The 22,791-nt window shown below is 64.0% G+C and carries 22 protein-coding genes; 11 read left to right on the forward strand and 11 right to left on the reverse strand.

The window, feature by feature from the left end; genetic code table 11:
• The first annotated feature begins 68 nt into the window (after window positions 1-68).
• The 3 genes from lpxO (at window position 69) to mtgA (ending at window position 2,681) form a co-directional block, all read left to right on the forward strand.
• On the forward strand, window positions 69-965 hold the full coding sequence (lpxO, locus tag LV28_RS27345; RefSeq protein ID WP_023594173.1) for a lipid A hydroxylase LpxO: 897 nt from the start codon (window positions 69-71) through the stop codon (window positions 963-965).
• A gap of 89 nt (window positions 966-1,054) precedes the next feature.
• Window positions 1,055-1,927, forward strand: coding sequence for a shikimate dehydrogenase (aroE, locus tag LV28_RS27350; protein WP_038618833.1), 873 nt, complete (start codon window positions 1,055-1,057; stop codon window positions 1,925-1,927).
• A 10-nt stretch (window positions 1,928-1,937) separates the two neighbouring features.
• Window positions 1,938-2,681: a monofunctional biosynthetic peptidoglycan transglycosylase gene (gene mtgA / locus LV28_RS27355; RefSeq protein ID WP_023594175.1), complete on the forward strand. Its 744-nt coding sequence runs from the start codon at window positions 1,938-1,940 to the stop codon at window positions 2,679-2,681.
• Between the two features lie 28 nt (window positions 2,682-2,709).
• Here the strand turns inward: mtgA and LV28_RS27360 are convergent, their stop codons facing one another.
• A complete protein-coding gene (locus LV28_RS27360) occupies window positions 2,710-4,254 on the reverse strand; it encodes a metallopeptidase domain-containing protein (RefSeq protein WP_025250246.1) in 1,545 nt (514 codons plus the stop codon).
• A gap of 209 nt (window positions 4,255-4,463) precedes the next feature.
• Complete coding sequence (locus tag LV28_RS27365; RefSeq protein ID WP_023594177.1) at window positions 4,464-5,339, reverse strand: mechanosensitive ion channel family protein; 876 nt, start codon at window positions 5,337-5,339, stop codon at window positions 4,464-4,466.
• A gap of 254 nt (window positions 5,340-5,593) precedes the next feature.
• Between LV28_RS27365 and corA the strand changes: the two genes are divergently transcribed.
• Entirely contained in the window at window positions 5,594-6,556 is a 963-nt protein-coding gene (corA, locus tag LV28_RS27370; protein WP_023594178.1) for a magnesium/cobalt transporter CorA, read from the forward strand.
• Window positions 6,557-6,777: 221 nt separating this feature from the next.
• Window positions 6,778-7,590 (forward strand): orotidine-5'-phosphate decarboxylase, encoded by an 813-nt coding sequence (gene pyrF, locus LV28_RS27375; protein WP_023594179.1) that lies wholly within the window; start codon window positions 6,778-6,780, stop codon window positions 7,588-7,590.
• A 213-nt stretch (window positions 7,591-7,803) separates the two neighbouring features.
• Here pyrF and LV28_RS27380 read toward each other — a convergent pair whose 3' ends face one another.
• Genes LV28_RS27380 through thiL form a run of 3 tightly spaced genes read right to left on the reverse strand, consistent with a single transcriptional unit; the run spans window position 7,804 to window position 9,897 of the window.
• Window positions 7,804-8,307: a CinA family protein gene (locus LV28_RS27380; protein WP_023594180.1), complete on the reverse strand. Its 504-nt coding sequence runs from the start codon at window positions 8,305-8,307 to the stop codon at window positions 7,804-7,806.
• 13 nt (window positions 8,308-8,320) lie between these two features.
• A complete protein-coding gene (locus tag LV28_RS27385) occupies window positions 8,321-8,842 on the reverse strand; it encodes a phosphatidylglycerophosphatase A family protein (RefSeq protein WP_023594181.1) in 522 nt (173 codons plus the stop codon).
• Window positions 8,839-9,897 carry a thiamine-phosphate kinase gene (gene thiL, locus LV28_RS27390; RefSeq protein WP_081326988.1) on the reverse strand — a complete coding sequence of 353 codons (1,059 nt, stop codon included), beginning with the start codon at window positions 9,895-9,897 and terminating at the stop codon, window positions 8,839-8,841. Before thiL ends, LV28_RS27385 begins: the two co-directional genes overlap by 4 nt.
• Window positions 9,898-10,276: 379 nt before the next feature.
• Between thiL and LV28_RS27395 the strand changes: the two genes are divergently transcribed.
• From LV28_RS27395 to LV28_RS27405, 3 genes are all read left to right on the forward strand, one after another.
• A complete protein-coding gene (locus tag LV28_RS27395) occupies window positions 10,277-12,580 on the forward strand; it encodes an NADP-dependent malic enzyme (RefSeq protein ID WP_023872341.1) in 2,304 nt (767 codons plus the stop codon).
• A 296-nt stretch (window positions 12,581-12,876) separates the two neighbouring features.
• The gene (locus LV28_RS27400) at window positions 12,877-13,272 is read left to right on the forward strand and encodes a guanyl-specific ribonuclease (protein ID WP_023594184.1); all 396 of its coding nucleotides are present in this window, start codon (window positions 12,877-12,879) and stop codon (window positions 13,270-13,272) included.
• A 7-nt stretch (window positions 13,273-13,279) separates the two neighbouring features.
• The gene (locus tag LV28_RS27405) at window positions 13,280-13,828 is read left to right on the forward strand and encodes a barstar family protein (protein ID WP_023872340.1); all 549 of its coding nucleotides are present in this window, start codon (window positions 13,280-13,282) and stop codon (window positions 13,826-13,828) included.
• A 154-nt stretch (window positions 13,829-13,982) separates the two neighbouring features.
• Here LV28_RS27405 and LV28_RS27410 read toward each other — a convergent pair whose 3' ends face one another.
• The 4 genes from LV28_RS27410 to LV28_RS27425 form a co-directional block, all read right to left on the reverse strand.
• Entirely contained in the window at window positions 13,983-14,621 is a 639-nt protein-coding gene (locus LV28_RS27410; protein WP_023594186.1) for a YidB family protein, read from the reverse strand.
• Between the two features lie 48 nt (window positions 14,622-14,669).
• Window positions 14,670-15,407: a 16S rRNA (uracil(1498)-N(3))-methyltransferase gene (locus tag LV28_RS27415; RefSeq protein ID WP_023594187.1), complete on the reverse strand. Its 738-nt coding sequence runs from the start codon at window positions 15,405-15,407 to the stop codon at window positions 14,670-14,672.
• 176 nt (window positions 15,408-15,583) lie between these two features.
• Complete coding sequence (locus tag LV28_RS27420) at window positions 15,584-16,006, reverse strand: VOC family protein (RefSeq protein WP_023594188.1); 423 nt, start codon at window positions 16,004-16,006, stop codon at window positions 15,584-15,586.
• Window positions 16,007-16,151: 145 nt separating this feature from the next.
• Window positions 16,152-17,216, reverse strand: a complete 1,065-nt coding sequence (locus LV28_RS27425; RefSeq protein WP_080685194.1) for a spermine/spermidine synthase domain-containing protein — start codon at window positions 17,214-17,216, stop codon at window positions 16,152-16,154.
• Between the two features lie 59 nt (window positions 17,217-17,275).
• Between LV28_RS27425 and tkt the strand changes: the two genes are divergently transcribed.
• Together tkt and gap are read left to right on the forward strand one after the other, a co-directional pair.
• Window positions 17,276-19,288, forward strand: a complete 2,013-nt coding sequence (gene tkt, locus LV28_RS27430) for a transketolase (RefSeq protein WP_023594190.1) — start codon at window positions 17,276-17,278, stop codon at window positions 19,286-19,288.
• A 28-nt stretch (window positions 19,289-19,316) separates the two neighbouring features.
• A complete protein-coding gene (gap, locus tag LV28_RS27435) occupies window positions 19,317-20,327 on the forward strand; it encodes a type I glyceraldehyde-3-phosphate dehydrogenase (RefSeq protein ID WP_023594191.1) in 1,011 nt (336 codons plus the stop codon).
• 111 nt (window positions 20,328-20,438) lie between these two features.
• Here gap and LV28_RS27440 read toward each other — a convergent pair whose 3' ends face one another.
• Both LV28_RS27440 and fur read right to left on the reverse strand, forming a co-directional pair.
• Window positions 20,439-21,245: a GumC domain-containing protein gene (locus LV28_RS27440; RefSeq protein WP_058371622.1), complete on the reverse strand. Its 807-nt coding sequence runs from the start codon at window positions 21,243-21,245 to the stop codon at window positions 20,439-20,441.
• 229 nt (window positions 21,246-21,474) lie between these two features.
• Entirely contained in the window at window positions 21,475-21,906 is a 432-nt protein-coding gene (fur, locus tag LV28_RS27445; RefSeq protein ID WP_023594193.1) for a ferric iron uptake transcriptional regulator, read from the reverse strand.
• Window positions 21,907-22,072: 166 nt separating this feature from the next.
• Here fur and LV28_RS27450 point away from each other — a divergent pair, with 166 nt between their 5' ends.
• The gene (locus LV28_RS27450) at window positions 22,073-22,786 is read left to right on the forward strand and encodes an outer membrane protein assembly factor BamE (RefSeq protein ID WP_223272028.1); all 714 of its coding nucleotides are present in this window, start codon (window positions 22,073-22,075) and stop codon (window positions 22,784-22,786) included.
• Window positions 22,787-22,791 lie beyond the last annotated feature (5 nt).

A 22,791-nucleotide genomic window follows, 5' to 3' on the forward strand; every position in this document is an offset into this window, starting at 1 on the left:
GCGTGCCCGGTCGAACTTTCCAAATATTTCTATAATTACGGGGTTTGCTCCGACCTGGAAAGTCTGTAATGAAATGGATTGTCCTGGCGATTATCGCGGCATGCGCGGTGTATGTGCATCTGCGAGGTAAGGTTCGCCATAAATTCTTCCGGCAATTGTCCGACCATTCGACGTTCCTGTCGCCGTTGAACGTGTTCATGTACGCGTTCTCGCGCGTGCCGACGACGCCGTATCTGAAGACCGACAATTTCCCGGAGCTCGAACCGCTGCGGCAGAACTGGGAAGCCATTCGCGCCGAGGCGGTGTCGTTGCTCGAAGCGAGCCGGATCAAGGCGTCCGACAAGTACAACGACGTCGGCTTCAACTCGTTCTTCAAGAGCGGCTGGAAGCGCTTCTATCTGAAGTGGTACGACGAAGCCCATCCGTCGGCGAGCACGCTGTGTCCGGTCACGACCGAACTCGTGCGCAAGATACCCACGATCAAGGCGGCCATGTTCGCCGAATTGCCGCATGGCAGTCGCCTCGTGCGTCACCGCGATCCGTACGCCGGGTCGCTGCGCTATCACCTCGGACTGGTCACGCCGAACGACGACCGCTGTTACATCGACGTCGACGGCCAGCGCTACAGCTGGCGCGACGGTGAAGGTGTGGTGTTCGACGAGACCTACATCCACTACGCCGAGAACCAGAGCGGGCAGAATCGCATCATTCTGTTCTGCGACGTCGAGCGTCCCATGCGCTACCGCTGGACGCAGGCGGTCAACCACTGGTTCGGCCGCCATCTGGTCGGCGCGGCGGCGTCGCCCAACGACGCAGGCGATCGCACCGGCGGCCTGAACCGGGTCTTCAAGTACATTTACTCGATCCGCATTGTCGGCAAACGCCTCAAGGCCTGGAACCGGTACGTGTACTATGCGGTGAAATGGGCACTGTTCGGGGGCATCCTGCTTTGGATTCTCTGGTGATCGATGTCGCCTGAACCCGGCCCTCCGCCAATTCGATGAACGCAAAAGCGGCGCCTGCGCGAAAGCCAGGCGCCGCAGCTTTGACAACGATGACAAACCAAACGCCTACCGGGGATAGGTCGGCCGATCGCTACGCCGTGATCGGTCATCCTGTCGAACACAGCCAGTCGCCGTTCATTCACGCCGAGTTCGCGCGCGAGACCGGACAACGATTGACGTATGAACGCCTGCTCGCGCCGCTCGACGCCTTTGCCGCGACCGTTCGCACGTTCATCGAACACGGTGCCAGCGGCGCCAATGTCACGGTTCCCTTCAAGCTGGAAGCGCACGCGCTTGCCGATCGCCTGACGCCGCGCGCGCAGGCCGCGGGCGCGGTGAACACGTTGCTCTTCGACGCTCAGGGCATCACGGGCGACAACACCGACGGCGTGGGGCTCGTGCGCGACATCGAGGGCCCGTTGGGCGTGGCGCTCAAGGGGCGTCGCGTCTTGCTGCTCGGCGCCGGTGGCGCGTCGCGTGGCGCGATGCTGCCCCTGATCGAGGCGTCGCCGGCTGCGCTCTTCGTGGCCAATCGCACGGCCGCGCGCGCCGACGAACTGGTCGCCCGGTTCGCCGAGGCGGCGCAACGCCACGGGGTTGCGCTGGCCGGCGGTGGCTGGGACGCGGTGCCCGGCGGTTTCGACGTGGTGATCAACGCCACGGCAGGAAGTCTCCAGGGCGATGTACCGCCACTGCCCGCCGGCGTATACGCGGCCGGGGCGTTGGCTTACGACATGATGTATGGGGCACGGCCGACCGTCTTCATGACGCGGGCCTTGTCGGAAGGCGCCGCGCGGGCCGCCGATGGGCTCGGCATGTTGGTGGAGCAGGCGGCCGAAGCGTTCGCGGTGTGGCGAGGCGTGCGCCCGTCCACCGATGCGGTGCGTGCCGCACTGCGCGCACGCCTCAACGCGAAAGGCTGAACCTGTCCCGATGCCCTCGCAGAGACGTCACGCCCGCACGGCTTCCCGCAAACGCCAGTGGGGACCCTGGCAATGGACCGCGTATGTCATCACGCTGCTGATCGCGGGCGTGCTGGCCACGCAGCTCTATTACTTCCTGCAGATCGGGTGGTGGGTGCACTTCGATCCGCAATCGACGGCATTCATGAGAGCGGCCGAGGCGCGTCTGCGAGAGACGGATCCCAACGCGACACTCCGGCATCAATGGGTGCCGTACGATCAGATCTCGCGCAACCTGAAGCGCGCGATCATCGCCAGCGAAGACGCGAACTTCGTCAATCACGACGGTTTCGAGATCGACGCGATGCTCGGCGCGTGGGAGAAGAACCAGAAGAAAGGGCGCATCGTCGCCGGAGGCTCGACCATTTCGCAGCAACTCGCGAAGAATCTGTTTCTCTCGAGCGAGAAGAGCTATCTGCGCAAGGCCGAGGAACTCAGCATCACCTGGATGCTCGAGTTCTGGATGGACAAGCAGCGGATTTTCGAGATCTATCTGAATTCGGTCGAGTGGGGCGAAGGCGTGTTCGGTGCCGAGGCGGCATCGCGTTATTACTACGGGATTCCGGCGTCGAGACTCTCGCCGTGGCAGGCGGCGCGACTCGCGGTGATGCTGCCGCGGCCGCGCTACTTCGATGCGCATCGCAATTCCCCGTACCTCTCGCAGCGCGCCGGTGTCATCGCGCGTCGCATGGGCGCGGCCGAATTGCCGCAATGACCGTTTCCGGGCCGCACAACGCGCGGCTTCACTTCGGTAGCTTCTCGACCTTGAGTTCCGCGCCGTCGTTGTGCGCCAGCGTCACGGTGAGACGCATGCCCGACAACGTGTCGTCCAGCGAATGATTCGGCAGCAATGGGGCGTCGCCCATCGATCGCCCGCTGCCGGGCGTGGTGTTGACCAACGTGCTCGTCATCGATCGGGCCTTGGGCGAGTAGTTGACGACATAGACGGTGACGCCGTTCACATAGGGGGAGGCTCCCCACCACGTCTCGAACGGCTGACTGGGCCGACGAAATTCGACGAACAGCACCGAGCCGTCCGAACGCCTTATCCGATAGCCCTGGGCCGCGCTGCCGCGTCGCCAGAGCGGGTCGAGCTTGTAGGTGCCGTCATGCTTGATCCACGGAACGTCCGCATCGCTCAGCCAGCCGGCGAAGTGCTGATATGCCACGGGGAACATCGCCGCGCCGCCGCCGCCCATCGGGTCGGTCGGCGCCTTGCCGTAGTTGTACGTCGTGCAGTCGCCGCCGAGCTGCGCCACGCCGTCGCGCGCCGGGCAGCCGTATCGGATCCGGGCGTGCTGGAAGCCCATTGCGTGGCCGAATTCGTGCGTCCAGGTCCAGAACTTGTGGGCGGAGCTGCCCTGGGCCAGCACCCAGTTTCCCGGAACCGGGGCCAGCCCGACCCAGGGGCACTGGCGCCATTGGCGAATACTGACGAACAGGTAATCGTAGTCCTGCGGATTCCTTTCGCGATGCCGGGCCGCATCGCGCGCGGCGCTGAGTATCTGGCTGGCATTGCAGGCGTCGGGACGCTCGCCGATATCGACCTCGTCGAGGAAATCCATGTTTGCTGTCAATCGCTCTCCCGATGCCTGCAGGAGGTAGTTCCTGGCCGATCTGTCCTCGTAATACGGTGTGCCGAACACGCCGAGCACCGTGTCGCGCACCGGCGTTGAATCCGCCGAGGTCTCATCGCTGAAATGCGTTGCCATGACGAGGACCTTCTTCGTGCCAGCGACCGGGAATTGCGGGGTCGGCATGTCGATATCGTATTGCCAGACGTCTGCCCTCGTGCTGCCGGGGATGGAAATGCCGACCGATTGACCCTGCGGATCGGCGTCGAGCGTTTTCCACTGACCAATGTCGCGGCTGTACACGTTCCACAGGCGGATGTCGTTGAGGGCGCCGTTCGAGACTTCCCAGCTTCGCATCGTGGTGTAGCCGCTCGTGTCGCTATCCAGCGCGATCGACGACGCCTTGCCGTAGGTGCGCAGATATCGCGTCTCGCCGAAGTATTCGTTGAAGATGAAATAGCGGGCGTTGCCGATGGCCTTGAGCTTCCAGTTCTGCAATCGCGAGCCGTCTTTGCAGGTTTCCAGCGCGACGTACTGCCATGATTTCGTGTCGTCGCCGTTGGCGGTGAGGCAGCGCGTTTCCCCGCCGACCGTCATTTTCAAAGGCGCGTAACCGACCTCCGTGAGGGACGGGGCGGGGGCTGCGAGGGCGTCGGCAGGCGGGAGTGGCGCGAGAAACGCAACGCAGACCAGGGCGAGCAGTTCGGGCTTCATTGGAGATCCTCTTCGAACGGGATCTCTCAACGATAGAAAGCAAAGTTCGTTTTGCTAACGATAGCGGATGGTTTTGGGAAGACCTCCGGTCACGTTGGGCGACAGGCCAGGAGGATCCTGGCGCGCCAACACCCGGAAGCCCGGAAACCGAGAAGCTCGGAAGCCAAGACGCCTGTCCCGCAAAGCCGGAGGGCTCACGGCGGGCGGCATCAGTGGCGGGGTTGCGCGGCGTCCGCCACGGCGGGGGCGGGCACCTGCACGATGGTGCGGGTGGGGTAAGGCAGCGAACAGCCCGCGCGCTCGACGGTCTCCTTCACGCCGCGTTGGAGATCCCAATACAGTCCCCAGTAATCGCCCAGCGAGGCCCAGACGCGCACGTTGACGATGATGGCGCTGTCGCTGACCTGCTTGACCATGATTTCCGGCGCGGGCGCCTTGAGCACCCGCTTGTCGTTGCCCACGTGGTTGCGCAAGGCCTGCATGGCGGCGTCGAGGTCGTCGCTCAGGCCAATGCCCACGGTGATTTCCATGCGCCGCGTGGCATTGCGGCTGAAGTTCGTGATCGGCTGGCCCCAGATCTGGTTGTTCGGCACGCACACGTAGATGCCGTCGGCATTGGTGAGCGTGGTCGTGAACAGACCGATCTCCTCGACCGTGCCGGCCACCGCCGATCCGGCCGTGATGTAGTCACCATTGCGGAAGGGGCGCAGCACGAGCAGCATGGTGCCCGCGGCGATATTCTGCAATGTGCCCTGCAATGCGAGACCGATGGCGAGACCGGCCGCGCCGAGCACGGCGATGATGCTCGCCGTTTGCACACCGAACTGTGCAAGCACCGCAATGATCGTGATCAGGCGCACCGACCACAGCACCACCGACTCGATGAGCGGCTTGAGCGTGGCGTCGAAGTGCGGCGAGCGATTGAGCGTGGTGTGCACCACGCGCGAGAGTCGCTTCGCGATCCAGAAGCCGATCAGCAGGATCAGTATGGCCTGCACGAGCGACAAGCCGTACCGGACGGCATTCGCCGCCAAAAAGCCCATGACTGCGTCGATTGACGCGAGCGGGGTCGTGACATCCGTCATTTTGCTGTTCTCCCTTTCGACGGGCACCCGGCGGTGCCGATATCAAGGTTGACGCCAAGGGCGTGGATTGGTTCGATCCGCTTGCCGCCGATCGCCGCTGCCTGGCCCACCCTCGACGATTTCAGGGCATATCCCACCGTCGCGTTAGGTAACGGCGCCTCGGCGCGTCCGCTGGCACGTCGAGGCGCCGCGCTTGGCGTGTCTGTGGCGTGGCTGCTACACTTGGCGTCGCCGTGTCGCAGGGAGACTCTCGTTTGATCAATGCTTTCGTCATCAATAATGGCCGCCTGCAACAGGTGACATGTGACCATCCCAGTGACCTGACCAGCGTGTCGCCGGTCTGGGTGGATCTGCACAGCGAATCGGAAGAGGAACGCCACTGGGTCGAAGACGCTTACAAGGTCAAGTTGCCGACGCGCGACGAGATCACCGATATCGAGGCATCGGCCCGCTACTACGAAGACGACAACGGCGTCTTGCACATCCGCACGGATTTCCTGCTCGACGACGAAGAGCAATCGCGCAACGTGCCGGTGGCGTTCGTGGTGCTCAAGGATCTGCTGATTTCCATTCACGACGAAGATCTGCCGGTGTTCCGCCTGGTTCGCATGCGCGCGCGGATTCGGCCCGGCTCGGTGCGCGACGCGATGGACGTGCTGCTCGATCTCTACTCGACCGATGCGGAATATTCTGCCGATGCGCTCGAAGGCGTATATGCGGCGCTCGAAGAAGTCAGCAAGCGGGTTCTGGGCAAGAACCTCACCGACGCCGATGCCGCGAAGGCGCTCGAGAGCATTGCGGCCGAAGAGGATCTGAACGGGCGTATTCGCCGTAATGTGATGGATACGCGTCGCGCGGTCTCCTTCCTGATGCGCGCCCGCATGCTCAAGGACGAGCAATACCAGGAGGGCAAGCAGATCCTGCGCGACATCGAGTCGCTCGACAATCACACCGCGTATCTGTTCGACAAGATCAACTTTCTGATGGATGCCACCATCGGTTTCATCAACATCAACCAGAACAAGATCATCAAGATCTTTTCGGTCGCGGCGGTGGCGTTCTTGCCGCCGACGCTCATTGCAAGCATTTACGGCATGAATTTCCAGATGATGCCGGAGCTGCGCTGGGAGATTGGATACCCGTTCGCGATCGGCCTGATGATTCTCTCGGCGATCGCGCCGTTCCTGTACTTCCGGCATCGAGGCTGGCTCGACTGAGCGTGGGCGCGACGCGTGCGCCACGATGCCCGCTCGGGGTGATCCGCGGCGGTGGGTAACGATTCGACGCAATTCGGCACGATTCGTGGCGATTTGCCGGTCGCCGTGGGGCCCGGCCGCCGAGCAGGTAAAATGTCGGCCTTGCTCGATCCAACGACGGATCGGCCCGAATTGAATCACGCTGCGCCGTGCCCGGCGCGGCATTCCGCCGGAACACCGTCATGACCTTCACCGACACGCTGCGCGCCGCCTGGACGCGCAACAATTCCCTCCTCTGCGTGGGGCTCGACCCCGAGCCGTCGCGCATTCCCGCGCATCTTCAAGGCCGGCCGGACGCGATTTTCGAGTTTTGCCGCCAGATCGTGGATGCCACCGCGCCTTTCGCGTGCGCGTTCAAGCCGCAGATCGCCTACTTCGCCGCGCATCGCGCCGAAGACCAGCTCGAGCAACTGATTGCGCATATCCATGCCGATCATCCGGGGCTGCCCGTGATTCTCGACGCCAAGCGCGGAGACATCGGCAGCACGGCCGAGCAATATGCCCGCGAGGCATTCGAGCGCTATCGTGCCGACGCCGTGACGGTGAACCCGTACATGGGTTTCGATTCGCTCGAGCCGTATCTGGCGCACGCCGAGAAGGGGGTCATCGTGTTGTGCCGCACGTCGAATCCGGGCGGCAGCGATCTGCAATTCCTCGACGTCGATGGCAAGCCGCTGTATCAGACGGTGGCGCGTCTGGCGTCTGGGCCGTGGAACACGAGCGGGCAGATCGGCCTTGTCGTCGGGGCGACTTTCCCTGCGGAAATTGCGGCGGTGCGTGCCATCGTCGGTGACATGCCGCTGCTGATTCCCGGTGTCGGCGCGCAGGGCGGCGATGTCGAGGCGACGGTCAAGGCCGGTCGCACCGCCGACGGTACGGGCATGATGATCAACTCGTCGCGCGCGATCATCTACGCCGGCCGTGACGAACATTTCGCCGAGGCAGCCGCGTCCGCCGCGCAAAAGACGCGCGACAGCATCAACGCTTATCGCTGATCGCATGTTGCCCGCCGTTCGTGCGGGCAACACGAGGCGAAGCGGACAGACCGGACGTGTTGGTCAGCTCGGACAGCTCGGACGAGATCGACCGAATCGAGTCAATCGCGTTAATCAAGTTAATCAAGTTAAGCGAGTGACTTGAGCGAATTGCGCGAGTGATGCGAATCGGCACGTGGCGACGCGATTACGACGCACGCTTGAAGCGGCGTCTTACGCGTCGCCTTTGTCGAGTCGCTCGAGCACGCCGCGCAGCGCGTGCTGCGCGGCCTGGCTCCGCACCTGCGTGCGGTCGCCCTTGAAGTGCTTCGTCTCGACGACGGTCGTCACACGGTCACTCCACCCGAAGCACACCATGCCCACCGGTTTGTCCGCGGTGCCGCCGCCCGGCCCGGCCACGCCGGTGATCGACAGGGAGATCTGCGCCCGGCTGTTGAGCAGCGCCCCTTCGGCCATGGCGCGTGCCACGGGTTCGCTCACGGCGCCGTGCTTGTCGATGAGCTCGGCGGGAACGCCAATCATCTCTGTCTTGGCCTGATTCGAGTACGTGACGAAGCCACGCTCAAACCAGTGGCTGCTGCCGGAAATGTCGGTGATTGCCGCGGCAACGAGGCCGCCGGTGCACGACTCGGCCGTCACCAGCATCAGTCGCTCGTCACGCAGGCGATTGCCGACCCTGACCGAGAGTTGCGCGAGAAGCGCTTGTTCTGAGACCACGTGAACTCACCTATCAAATCGAGCGCCACAGCGCGATAACGAGCAACGTGCAGAACGCAGCGACAAGGTCGTCCAGCATGATGCCCAGGCCGCCCTTGACGGTTCGGTCGAAATAGCGGATCGGTGGCGGCTTGACCGCGTCGAAGAAGCGGAACAGGACAAACGCCACCAATTGCCCGACGAAACTCGCCGGGGTAATGAGCAACAGCACGATCCAGAAAGCCACGATTTCATCCCAGACCACCGCACTCGGGTCCTGCACCCCAAGCTTGCGCGCCGAAAAGCCGCAGATCCAGATGCCGCCGAGAATCGACGCGGCAATCAGCACACCCCAGCCCGTGACCGTCAGATACAGATTGAGCACCAGGTACGACGCCCAGCCGAACAGTGTGCCGACCGTGCCGGGCGCGAACGAAGACAGGCCCGTGCCGAAGCCGAGCGAAAACAGGTGGGCGGGATGCGACAGCAGGAAACGCGAGGTCGGCCGGCGCGGGCCGCTGCCCGGGTTGACGGTGGCCGTCTGATCAGTGCTCATTGAAAATGGTCGAAACTTTTGAATTCGGCGGCGACGGCAGCGCCGGTATTGTCGTGGAGTTGCATCATGTGGCGCGCGTCGAGTAACGCTATTGTACCGATACGCGTGAGGCGCATGCCGAGTTCACCGCCAATGGCCTCGATCCGCTGTCGCTGCGCGGGGTCGGCGCAAAAGCAAAGCTGGTAGTCGTCGCCGCCCGCGAGCGTGCACAGGCGCTGTATCTCGGGCGCCTGTGCGGCGAGCAGCGACGAGCGCGGCACGTCGTCCACGTTGACTCGCGCACTGACACCGGAGCGCGTCAGGATGTGGCCAAGGTCGCCCAGCAGGCCGTCCGAGATATCGAGCGCCGCGCGCGCCACGCCGCGCAGCGCGAGACCGAGCGCCACCTGCGGTTCGGGCCACTCCAATGCGCGACGTGCAACGACCAGGTCGTCGTCCGTGAGCGACCATTCTCCCCGGATCGCGCCAAGCGCAAGACGGGCATCGCCCACCGTGCCCGAAATCCAGATGTCGTCGCCCGGTCGTGCGGCGTCGCGGCGCAAGGCGTGGGCGCCCGGTACGCTGCCGAAGACGGTCACGCAGAGATTGCGCGGCCCGCGTGTCGTATCGCCGCCCACCAGCGGACAGGCGAAACGGTCGGCCAGCGCGGCCAGACCGTCGGCGAAGGGAGCGAGCCACGCGGGATCGCTGTCGGGTAACGCAAGCGCCAGCGTGAAGCCCAGCGGGCGAGCGCCCATGGCCGCGAGGTCGGACAGATTGACCGCGAGCGTCTTGTGGCCCAGCGAGCGCGGATCGACGTCGGCGAAGAAATGGCGGCCCTCCACGAGCATGTCGGTGGACACCGCGAGTTGCTCGCCGGCCGGCGCACGCAGCAGCGCGCAGTCGTCGCCGATCCCGAGCGCCACCTGTTCGCCCTGGCGCGTCGCCCGCGCGAAAAAACGGTCGATCAACGAGAACTCGGACAGCCGCGCCTCCGATGCCTCGGCCCGTGCGGACGGCGAACGAGGCGCGGAAGAGGAGGACGAGGGTGACGGCAAGTCGGAATTGGTGGTCATGGGCGGCGGCACGGGCGCCGGGCGCGCAAGGCGGCGCGACGGGCGAATCATCGGGGGCTGCGCGAGGCACAGCGCGAACCCCTATTCTAAGAGGGCATCCTCGCTTTCCCAAGCGGACAAACGCGCCACGCGCGCGAATTCAGGTGGTTTCCGATGGCTGTCTCGGACAACCCCCGCTCGCGTTTCATCCATGGTCCGAAAAGGCTCCCGATGGTGCGATGCAGCGTTGTGTTTGCCCTGGTTTTTGGACACTATCGACAGGAAAGCAGCCCAGTGCGGGTGTGGCCGTTATCCGCTTTTTGCATAAATGGCGTGAATAAATGGGGCTACAATTCGCACTGAAAATTTGACTTGTCCTGTTCGCCCAGAGCTTCTCCCCATGCCCACGCCGATCGATCCGAAATTGCGCGAAGCTGCGCTCGAGTATCACGAATTCCCCACGCCCGGCAAAATTGCCATCGCACCGACCAAGCAGTTGCTCAACCAGCGGGATCTGGCGCTGGCTTACTCGCCGGGCGTTGCCGCCGCGTGTGAGGAAATCGTCGTCGATCCGCTCAACGCTTCGCGCTACACGGCGCGCGGCAACCTTGTCGGCGTGATTTCCAACGGCACGGCCGTGCTCGGACTGGGGGACATCGGTCCGCTCGCCTCCAAGCCGGTGATGGAGGGCAAGGGCGTACTGTTCAAGAAGTTCGCCAATATCGACGTGTTCGATATCGAGATTGACGAGAAGGACCCCGAGAAGCTCGTCGACATCATCGCCGCGCTCGAGCCCACGTTCGGGGCGATCAACCTCGAGGACATCAAGGCCCCCGAATGCTTCATCGTGGAGCGCAAGCTGCGCGAGCGCATGAGGATTCCGGTCTTCCACGACGATCAGCACGGCACGGCCATCGTGGTCGCGGCGGCCCTCATCAATGGCCTGAAGGTCGTGGGCAAGGATCTGCGCTCGGTGAAGCTGGTCACCTCCGGTGCGGGGGCCGCGGCGCTCGCGTGTCTGGATCTGCTCGTCGACATGGGGCTTCCCATCGAGAACATCTGGGTGACGGACCTCGCGGGTGTGGTCTACGAGGGCCGCACCGAACTGATGGATCCGGAGAAGATTCGTTTCTCGCAGAAGACCGATGCACGCGGACTGGCCGATGTCATCGGCGGCGCCGACATCTTTCTCGGGCTGTCGGCGGCCGGCGTGCTCAAGCCGGAAATGGTCAAGACCATGGCGGATAAGCCGCTCATTTTCGCGCTTGCCAATCCGAATCCGGAAATCACGCCGGAACTCGCGAAGGAGGTGCGCCCCGATTGCGTGATGGCGACCGGCCGGACCGATTATCCGAACCAGGTCAACAATGTCCTGTGCTTCCCGTTCATTTTCCGGGGGGCGATCGACGTTGGCGCCACGACGATCACTCGGTCGATGGAAATCGCGGCAGTGAACGCGCTTGCGGAACTGGCGCGTCAGGAGCAGAGCGACATCGTTGCATCGGCGTACGGCATCAAGAACCTGTCGTTCGGTCCCGAGTACCTGATTCCGAAGCCGTTCGATCCGCGCTTGCTGGTGAAGGTCGCCACGGCCGTGGCAGAAGCCGCGATGGCGGCCGGCGTCGCCACGCGCCCGCTCGCGGACGTGGACGCCTACTCGCAGTCGCTGCAGCAGTTCGTGTACCACAGCGGTGGTCTGATGAAGCCGCTGTTCTCCGTGGCGCGCAGCGTGCCGGCCGACAAGAAGCGCATCGCCTTCGCGGAGGGCGAAGAGGAGCGTGTGCTGCGCGCCGTGCAGGTGCTGGTCGACGAACGCGTCGCCACGCCGATCCTGGTGGGACGCCCCGCCGTGATCGAGCACCGCGTCCAGCAGTACGGTCTGCGTCTCACGCCGGGCGTCGACTTCACGGTCGTCAACCCCGAGCACGACGAGCGCTATCGCGATTACTGGGAAACCTATCACCAACTGACCAACCGCAAGGGCGTGACGGCATCGTACGCTCGCGTCGAAATGCGCCGCCGCACCACGCTCATCGCCGCCATGCTGGTGCGCAAGGGCGAGGCGGACGGCATGATCTGCGGCACGGTTTCCACGCCTGGGCGCCACCTGCACTTCATCGATCGCGTGATCGGCAAGCGCGCGGGCGGCCATGTCTATGGCGCCATGAACGCGCTGATTTTGCCCAACCGGCAGATCTTCCTCGTCGACACCCACATCAATCAGGACCCGAGCGCCGAGGATCTGGCCGAGATCACGCTCATGGCGGCCGAGGAAATTCGACGTTTCGGTATCCAGCCCAAGGTCGCGCTGCTCTCGCACTCGAATTTCGGTACGAGTGACGCGAATTGTGCCCGGAAGATGCGCGATACCCTGGCGATTCTGCAAGAACGCGCGCCGGAACTGGAAGTCGACGGCGAAATGCACGGCGATTGCGCGCTGGACCCGGAATTGCGCGCGCGCATCATGCCGGATTCGACGCTGACCGGCGCCGCGAACCTTCTCGTCATGCCGAACATCGACGCCGCGAACATTGCCTACAACCTGCTCAAGACGGCAGCAGGCAACAACGTCGCGATCGGGCCGATCCTGCTGGGTGCGGCGAAGCCGGTGCACATCCTGACCGAGTCGGCGACGGTGCGTCGCATCATCAACATGGCCGCGCTCGTCGTGGCCGATGCGGCAGCGCAACAACCCGCGCGCTGATCCGACGGTTGCCGTCGGCGGTTCGCCGCCGTTAGGCATACGTTAACGACAAAACGCCGCACCCATTCGGGGCGGCGTTTTGTTATTTCGACGACGATTGTCACGTGTCGCATACTGTCATGTAGGCGCTCACTGTCGTGAAAATCCTTGTATTTTCATGAATTTGTTGAGTAGTTTGGTTGCAAAATGTAAGCCGACATTGATTCTCGTGACCAATAGCGATAACCTTACGGCTTCACCCATCAGAACAAGCCCGCAGCGCAAAACGGCGTCGGGGCGACAGGTTAGCTATGACAATGGCACGTTGGCTTCACCGGGGCATCGTGGCGCTGACGGCGGCTGGCAGTGTGTTTCTGGGGGCGCATGCCGTAGCGCGTGAAACCGCGCCATACGTCACGGATCAAACGGCCGAGGTATCCGTTGCCGATTTGCCACGCGAAGCGCAGCGCACGCTGTCGCTGATTGCCCAAGGCGGGCCGTATCCCTATGCCAAAGACGGCATCGTGTTCGGGAACTACGAAAAGCGCCTGCCCAAAATGCCGCGTGGCTATTACCATGAATATACGGTGCCGACGCCAGGTGCCCGCAACAGGGGCGCGAGGCGCATCATCTGCGGCGGTAATCAACGCGCGGTCGATCCGTGCTACTACACCAAAGATCACTACAACAGCTTTAAACGCATAAGGGAATGACAGCAGTATGAGTGAGCCGGTTTTCGCACAGGAACGCGGGAAAGATCTTATGGCAGATCCATTCGGTGCGGGCGAGGGCAACTTGTTCAAGCAGGTGCTGGGCCTGCATGCTGTAGCGCGGGCCGGCCACCGCCATACCTTATCGGAAGAGGGAGATATGAGTCTTTTCAAGACCGTCAGGCCGAATATCGTGCAGTCGATCCGCGCATTCCGCGTGCCGGAACTGGCCGCAGAGGCCGAGCGACTCGGCCAACATTTCCTGTACGCCAACTGTTCCCAGGCGCAAAGCAAGGCCGAGGTGCTGGAGACGATCGCGACGTCGTTCCTTTTCCCCAAGCACTTCGGAAAGAATTATGACGCGCTTCACGATTGCCTGACCGATCTCGTGAGCCACTGCGGCCCACAGCCGGGATTCGTGGTGGTGCTCGAAGGGCTGCCGATTGCGACGAAGTTCGACAAGGATGGCCGTGAAACGCTGCTCGACGTCTTCCGCGATGCGGCCGAATTCTGGGCCGAGCGCCGCGTGACGTTCCGTGTCTTCTACTCTTTCGCCTGAGATTTTGCCGGCATCTTGCCCTCAGGCTTGTCGCGTTCTCCGCGTTCCATGTTGACGGTCGTGACGTCGGCATAGGTCGCTTCGGCGCGTCGATCTCCACGAAAAAAGGTCCGCATGGCGGACCTTTTTTGTTTTCCTACGCCGCTGACGTGCGTTAGCCGGTACGTCCGCCAAGAAATTGCTGCGCAAGGCTCGCCAGATCGAGCTGGCCTTGCGGCACATCGCCATTCGGCGTGAGGTGGTTGATGACTTCGGGGAGCAGCGACGACAATTGTTGGGCCGCCTCGTCCTGGCTCACCCCGGCCGTGTTGGCGAGTTGCTGCAACTGACCGCCCGGGCCGAGTGCCTGTGTCACCTGATCCGGCGATACGGCCTGATTACTGCCGGTGCCGACCCACGAACGCACGGCGTCTCCCAGCCCACCGCTTTCCAGCACCTGCGTCAGTCCACCCAACCCGCCCAGCGCGCCGATCAGATCGCCGGCAGACGTTGCCGGTGCGCCGGCGCCCGCTGCGGCCGGGGCTTGTCCGCCCCCGAGCAGTCCGCCCAGCAGGCCACCCAAACCGCCGCCGGCGGTGCCACCGCCACCGCCCAGCATGCCCCCCAGGGCACCGCCGAGCGATCCGAGCAGATCACCGCCGGCCTGACCGCCCTGGCTCTGCGCGCCGCCCGATCGACTGGCGATCATCGCCAGCAGGCCCATGAGCAGCAACATCTTCGTATTGCCGCCGCCGCTATTGCCACCGGCCTCATTGCCGGCCGCACCACCGAGAATGGAATCGAGGATACCCATGACGACACTCCTTTAGGCTTGTGAGGCCATTTTTCGAGTCATTGTTGCTTACCAACCGCCCCAGCGCGCCGCCAGTGCGGCGAGGACCGCGATTCCCGCCGTTTCCGTACGCAGGATTCGCTCGCCGAGTCGAATCGCCGTGAATCCGGCCGCCCGCGCAAGCGATTCCTCCTGAGGTGCCAGCCCGCCTTCGGGCCCGAAGAGCAGCACGCCGGGTTGTGTCGGCGTGTCAGGCGGTAGCGAATCGAGACCGCCGTCTGCCCTGGGTGACAATAGCACACGCCATTCGTAGCTCGTCACCGTGTCCCTGTCTTGCAGCCAGGCGGCGATCGGGCGGATCGGCAACACGCGCGGTACCCGGTTTCGGCCGCATTGCTCGCACGCTGCCTGCACGAGCGCCTGCCAATGTGCGACGCGCTTTGCGGCACGTTCGGCGTCGAGGCGGATCACCGAGCGTTCTGTGGAGAGGGGCTGGATCTCCGACACGCCGAGCTCAATGGCTTTCTCGATCAGCCAGTCCATCTTGTCCCCGCCAGCGATGCCTTGCGCGAGCGTGACGCGATAAGGCGTCTCCGCGTCGCGCGAGTCGAACTCACCCAGTTGGGCGGTGGCGTGACGTTTTTCCAGTGTGGTGAGGACCGCGGGAAACTCGCCGCCCGTGCCGTTGAAGAGCGTGAGCGTGTCGCCGACCTTCAGGCGCAGCACCTGAACGTGGCGCACCACGCCTTCGGGGAGTTCCAGCAGTGCGCCTGCGTGGAGCGGCGTGTCGATGAAAAAGCGAGGCATACGGATGGAGGATCAGGAAACGGCGCCAGAGGGCGCGCTGGAAGGGACAAAGGGCAACGGCCACGCAAGCATGAGCGCATAACTGGCGCAGGGGACAGTGCACGACACACGATGCCGAAGGGATGGGGCTTCACGCCGGGACCGGCAGCATACCCCAACGCAGGCGGCCAGCGGCGTCAGCCGCGCGGGGCGATGGGGCGCGCGAAGCCCCAGCGGTACCCGTCAGGGTCTTCCAGTTGGCAGAAGCGGTCACCCCAGAACTGGTCGTTGGGCGGCATCAACCCCTTCGCTCCCGCAGCGGTGGCGCGCGCATACAGGGCATCGACATCCTCGGTGTAGACGTAGAAGCTTTGCGGTGCTTCCACCCCCGAGGTGCGCGGTGTGCGCGCCGTGGTGCCGAAAGCGCCTTCGGGCGCAAACATCACGATCAACTGACCCTGATAGAACATCTCGACGTGCATGAGGGCACCGTCGTCGTCCATCGTATCGTGCACGGTGAAGCCGAATGCCTGCTCGTAGAACGCGGCGGTAGCCTTCGCGTCGCGCACGGTCAGATATGGCGTCAGCCATGGCACGTGGGACGGACGGGGATCGGACATGAATGGGCTCCGGTTAATCCGCCGGCACAGGGCAACGGGGGCGTGCGCTGCCTTCAAAGGCGCGAACGGGCGGGTGCCGACGGTCGTGACAAGCCCCCAATATACAAGGAACGCGAATGTGCTTCACCGTCTGCGCGCGATCGCATCACGGCCCATCGTCGCCGAGGACGTCGGCAAGCTCCGGCGCGATGTCCAACAAGGCGGCCAGACGTGCCGGCGAGAAGTGGCGCAAGCCTCGCAGTGCTGGCGGCAACGCATCGGGCGACGGGTCGCTGGCGCCCGCCGGCATGTCCAGCCGCACGTCCAGCAAGTCGCTGGCGATTGCCAGCGCCCATAACGTGCCGTAAAGAGGCACATACGCGGTCATGGGGGTCACGATGCGGAAGACGCAGCGCAGCGCCTCGCGCATGCGCCGAACCCGTGCGCCGTCGAACCACGGCGCGCCGAGCTGGAGCGCCACGCCGCCGCCCGGGGCCAACAATGCCCGAATCTTCTCGAAGAAGGGGACATCGTGCAGCGGCGCCGCAGCGCCGTCGGCCTCGGTCAGGTCGAAGATCACGGCATCGAAACGCTCTTCCCGGGCGAGTGCGGCGTCGACGAAGTCGCGTGCGTCGCCGATGACAAGCCGGGTGCGTGGATCGTCGAAAGCGCCGTCGGGCAGCGTGGGCATGTACTGCCGGATGGTGGCGGGCACCTGCGCGTCGAGTTCCGCGACGACGACTTCGCGCACACACGCATGGCGCAGGACCTCGCGCGCGGACCCCCCGTCGCCACCGCCCAGGACCAGGACCCGACGCGCATCGCCGTGCGCGAGCAACAGCGGGTGCACCATGCATTCGTGGCAGATATGGGCGTCGGCAAGCGACGCCATGAAACGTGCGTCGAGCCGGTAGGCGCGCCCGAGCGCGCCGAACGCAGGCAAATCGACGACTTCGATGCGTTGGTGGGGCGATGTCGTGGAGAACACGTGCCGGGCGTCGAACCGATAGCCGGCCCACGGGCCGAGCGGGGCCGAGCAAGCGGTAGGGGCGGTGCCGGAATCGGGCGTGGAGAGGTCGCGTTTGACTGTCATTGGCAAGGTAACTTCCTCTAATTTGTGGCGATCACGCCACTTTTTTCCATGATTCCACGTTCCCGCCGGTTGGGGAAGTTCGCCGCGAGCGACCCGGTCCGGTGTCGTATCTGGTAAAATCTTGGTCTTTTCCTGCATTTGAATTTCGCGCGGCGGCTCGCGGCAACGGGGCACGCCCGCTCTTCCGGCTGGTCACCATGACGAACTCCTCTCCTGCTACGGCTGCGCTGATGGCCTCCGCCATTCGCGTCCTCTCCATGGACGCGGTCCAACAGGCCAACTCCGGACACCCTGGCGCGCCGATGGGCATGGCCGATATCGCGGTCGCTCTCTGGGGCCGCCATCTCAAGCACAACCCCGTCAACCCGCACTGGTTCGATCGCGACCGCTTCGTGCTGTCGAACGGCCACGGCTCGATGCTCATCTACTCGCTGCTGCATCTGACGGGCTATGACCTGCCCATCGAAGAACTCAAGCACTTCCGCCAGCTGCACAGCAAGACGCCGGGCCACCCCGAAGTCGGCATCACCCCGGGCGTCGAGACGACCACGGGCCCGCTGGGCCAGGGGATTACCAACGCGGTCGGCTTCGCGTTGGCCGAAGCGCTGCTCGCCAAGGAATTCAACCGTCCGGGCAACGATATCGTCGATCACTACACGTACGCGTTCCTCGGCGACGGCTGCCTGATGGAAGGCATCTCGCACGAGGCCTGCTCGCTGGCGGGCACGCTGCGTCTGAACAAGCTGATCGCGCTTTACGACGACAACGGCATTTCGATCGACGGCGATGTCGAATACTGGTTCGCAGACGATACGCCCAAGCGCTTCGAAGCGTATGGCTGGAACGTGATTCGCGGCATCGACGGTCATGACGTCGACGCCGTCGATGCGGCCATCGCCCAGGCCAAGACCTCGGATCGTCCGACGCTCATCTGCTGCAAGACGCTGATCGGCAAGGGCGCGCCCAACAAGCAGGGCGGCCACGACGTGCATGGCGCACCGCTGGGTGCCGACGAGATCGCCGCCACGCGCGCTGCGCTGGGCTGGAACCTGCCGCCGTTCGAAGTGCCGGCCGAGGTCTATGCGGCATGGGATGCGAAGGCCGCCGGCCAGCAGGCCGAAGCGGCCTGGAACGAGCGTTTTGCGGCCTACCGCGGCCAGTTCCCGGCCGAAGCGGCCGAGTTCGAGCGACGCATGAAGGGCGAGCTGCCGGGCGACTTCAAGTCGGCCGCCGCCGCGCTGATCGCCAAGACCAACGAGAAGGCCGAGACGGTGGCAACGCGCAAGGCGTCGCAACTCGCGATCGAGGGGCTGGCGGCGGTGCTGCCGGAGTTCCTGGGTGGCTCGGCCGACCTGACCGGCTCGAACCTGACGAACTGGAAGGCCAGCAAGGCCGTACGCGCCAATGCCGACGGCGTGCAGTTCGGCAATCACATCAACTACGGTGTGCGCGAGTTCGGTATGAGCGCCATCATGAACGGCATTGCGCTGCACGGCGGTTACATTCCGTTCGGCGGCACGTTCCTGACGTTCTCCGATTACAGCCGCAATGCGCTGCGCATGGCCGCGCTCATGAAGCTGCGTTCGATCTTCGTGTTCACGCACGACTCGATCGGTCTGGGCGAGGACGGCCCGACCCATCAATCCATCGAGCACGTATCGAGCCTGCGCCTGATTCCGCAGATGGACCTGTGGCGTCCGTGCGATACGACGGAGACGGCCGCCGCGTGGGTGGCGGCGGTGGAGCGTCACGACGGTCCATCGAGCTTGGTGCTGAGCCGCCAGAACCTGCCGTTCGTCTCGCGTGACGATGCGCAGATCGAGAACATTCGCCGCGGCGGCTATGTGCTGCGCGATGTGGCGAATCCGCAGATCGTGCTGATCGCGACCGGTTCGGAAATCGACCTGGCCCTCAAGGGCGCCGAAGCGCTGGCCGCCGAGGGCGTTGCCGCGCGCGTGGTGTCCATGCCTTCGACCAACGTGTTCGATCGTCAGGACAAGGCCTATCGCGATAGCGTGCTGCCGCGCGGTGTGCCGCGAGTGGCCATCGAAGCCGGTGTGACGGCGTTCTGGCACAAGTACGTCGGCCTGGAAGGCGGCGTGGTCGGCATCGACACCTTCGGCGAGTCGGCCCCGGCCGGCGTGCTGTTCAAACACTTCGGCTTCACCGTCGACCACGTGGTCGCGACGGTCAAGTCCGTGCTTGGCTGATTTCGTTAGACCTTACGGAGAAACCCCCATGACCATTCGCGTCGCTATCAACGGCTATGGCCGTATCGGCCGCAACGTACTGCGTGCCCACTACGAAGGTGGCAAGAAGCACGACATCGAAATCGTCGCCATCAACGATCTCGGTAACGCACAGACGAACGCGCACCTGACGCAATACGACACGGCGCACGGCAAGTTCCCGGGCACCGTGTCGGTCGACGGCGATTACATGATCGTCAACGGCGACAAGATTCGCGTGCTGGCCAATCGCAACCCGGCCGAACTGCCGTGGGGCGAGCTGGGCGTGGACGTCGTGCTCGAGTGCACCGGTTTCTTCACCTCGAAGGAAAAGGCGAGCGCCCACCTGAAGGGCGGCGCGAAGAAGGTCATCATCTCGGCCCCGGGCGGCAAGGATGTGGATGCCACGATCGTGTTCGGCGTGAACGAAGGCGTGCTCAAGGCGACCGATACGGTCATCTCGAACGCTTCGTGCACCACGAACTGCCTGGCGCCGCTGGTCAAGCCGCTGCACGAGAAGATCGGCCTGGAAACGGGCCTGATGACCACGGTGCACGCCTACACGAACGACCAGGTGCTGACCGACGTCTATCACGAAGACCTGCGTCGCGCCCGTTCGGCGACGATGAGCATGATCCCGACGAAGACCGGTGCCGCGTCGGCTGTCGGTCTCGTGATGCCGGAACTCAATGGCAAGCTCGACGGGTATGCCATTCGCGTTCCGACGATCAACGTGTCGATCGTCGATCTGTCGTTCGTCGCCAAGCGCGACACGACGGTGGACGAAGTGAACGCGATCCTGAAGGAAGCCGCCGAGGGCCCGCTCAAGGCCATCGCAACGTACAACACGGCGCCGCTGGTGTCGGTCGACTTCAACCACAACCCGGCCTCGTCGAACTTCGACGGCACGCTGACCAAGGTGTCGGGCCGTCTGGTGAAGGTGAGCTCGTGGTACGACAACGAGTGGGGTTTCTCGAACCGCATGCTCGACACGACCGTGGCGCTGATGTCGGCAAAGTAATCGCCGCGCGACGTTCGTCACAAAGAAAAGCCGCTGTCGGGAGACAGCGGCTTTTTTGTTTTTGCATCCGGCGAACGCCTTGAGCCGGTGGCCCCTTCGCGCGTCCGATGCTTACTTGACGCTGGCTTTCAACTTGCGGGCCAACCCCAGGAGCACGCCCAGCAGGGCGCCGATGACGAGGCCGCCGCCGCCGAAATACAGCTTGCGCGGGAACACCGGATTGCCGTTGACGTTGATCGCACTGATCACGCGCGTGTTGTACGACTGGTCAGGGGCGAGCAACTGAGATACGCGAAAGCGGCTGTCGTTGAGCACGGCACGCTCGGAGCGGCTGCTCTGCAGCGCGCTGAGGGCCATGACCGAGTCTGTGTTCTTCGATCGTGCCAACGCGGTGGTCAATTCTTCCTGCGCTTTGGTGTTGGCGTCGATGGCCGCGTCAATGACGCTCAGCTGTTGCTTGGGAAGCAGGCGCGCCCGGTCGAGAATCGCCTGATGCTCGAGGATGACGTCCTCGGACGCCTGCTTGAGCATCTTCTCCGCTTCGGCTTCGGAGGTGCCGCGTGCGGTGACTTCCACATAGACGGTGCCCTGGATGCCCCGGGCTTTCAGCGACTTCCACGCGACGGTTTTGCGCAACGCGTCCTGATCCTGGCGCAAGTCCGGCAGTACTTCGCCGGCCACGCGATCGCGGAATGAACCGAGGGTAATGCGGCCCACCGTTTGCTGGACCGACTCGATGAGCGGGCCGTCCGGGCCCGACACCGGGGACCCGGCCGAGCGTCCGACCTGAAGCGTGACCTTGCCTTCCCATTGCTTCTGGATGGCATAGGTGCTCCCGATGCCGATCACGGCGCCGGCCACGGCAAGTGCCGCAATCACTTTCAGGTTCTCGCGGACAAATCCGAGAATATCCGCCAACGAGATTTCGTCTGCGTCACTCTGTGGCATATCGTTGGGCGATTCTTTGTGGGTCATAAAAAAGGGGAGTGCATCGATACGGTCCCGTACAGGCGCGATTTACGGCTATACGCTTTGAACGGGGGAGTATTGTAGACGATGCGACTCTGCGCTCGGTTCGGCGTGGCGTTGAGGAGCGGGCGAATTCCCAGAATGCTTCCTGGAGGAGAGCATTCCGATGGCGTCGCTTTTAGTTCTTTTGACGATGCGGGCAAGGATCCTTGGTGCAGCTCCCGTACATCGCGAGCGAGTGCTCCTGGAGTGCGAATCCGCGTTCCTTGGCAATGAGTTTCTGGCGGCGTTCGATCTCGGCGTCGAAGAATTCCTCGACGCGTCCGCAATCCAGGCACACCAGGTGGTCGTGGTGATGTCCCTCGTTGAGCTCGAAAACGGCCTTGCCGGATTCAAAGTTGCTGCGCGACAATAGTCCTGCTTGCTCGAATTGCGTCAGAACACGGTAGACCGTGGCCAGTCCGATGTCGAGATTTTCGCCGAGCAGATGACGGTAAACGTCTTCAGCGGTCAAATGGCGCACCTCACTGTTCTGGAAGATTTCCAGAATCTTGAGGCGCGGAAGCGTGGCTTTCAGTCCGATATTTTTCAGATCGGCGGGATTCGGCATCGCTCTACGTCCCTAGAGTACAATACAGCCCCAATAATAATGCCTTTTTGCCTTGCCCGGGCGCAAACCGGGGCAAACGGGACGGTTTGTACCGTCAACGGGGGCGATGTGGCGGCGCGCCGGGCGTGCCGGATTCAAGTTCGATTTTTTTGAAAGCGAGTCAGATTTGCGTCGTTATCTCTCCCTTCCGTTTTCCGTGTGCGCTGCGGCGGCGTTGCTGGCCCTGGCCGGCTGCTCGACGTATGACAGCGTGACCGACAAAGTGATCGGCGTGGTCACGCCGTATCGAATCAACATCGTGCAGGGCAACTTCGTCTCGAAAGAAGCCTACGACCAGCTCAAGCCCGGCATGACGCGCGATCAGGTGCGCCAGTTGCTCGGTACCCCGCTGCTCACCGACATCTTCCACGCGAATCGCTGGGATTACGTCTTCTACTTCAAGCGCGGCAATGCCTCGGTGGTGCAGGAGCGCCATCTGAAGGTGTATTTCGACGGCGACACGCTGGCACGCTGGGAAGGCGGAGAGAACCTGCCGACCGAATACCAGTTGGTGCAGGAAATCGACGGCCAGAAGGGCAAGACGGTGAAGACCGATGCGCCGGCGCCGTCGACGGCCAGTGCCGCGGCGGCCGAAGCCGCATCGCCGTCGCCCGACGCCGCGGCGGCAGCGCCAGGCGCGGCACCGGCCGCCAGCGACGTCGCCACCGTATCGACGGACGCTGCCGCGAATGTCGCGACCGCCGCCAGGCCGGCCGCGCCGGCTCCCCAGGCGGGCACGCCCGCCGCGACCGGCGGGAGCACGAGCACCGCCACGGGCACGGGCCTCGTGCCGTCGCCGCGCGTGACGGCCGGTGGCGGGCTGTTCTCCATGCCGCAGTAAGCTGT

The sequence above is a fragment of the Pandoraea pnomenusa genome (genome assembly GCF_000767615.3).
GTDB classification, from domain to species: domain Bacteria; phylum Pseudomonadota; class Gammaproteobacteria; order Burkholderiales; family Burkholderiaceae; genus Pandoraea; species Pandoraea pnomenusa.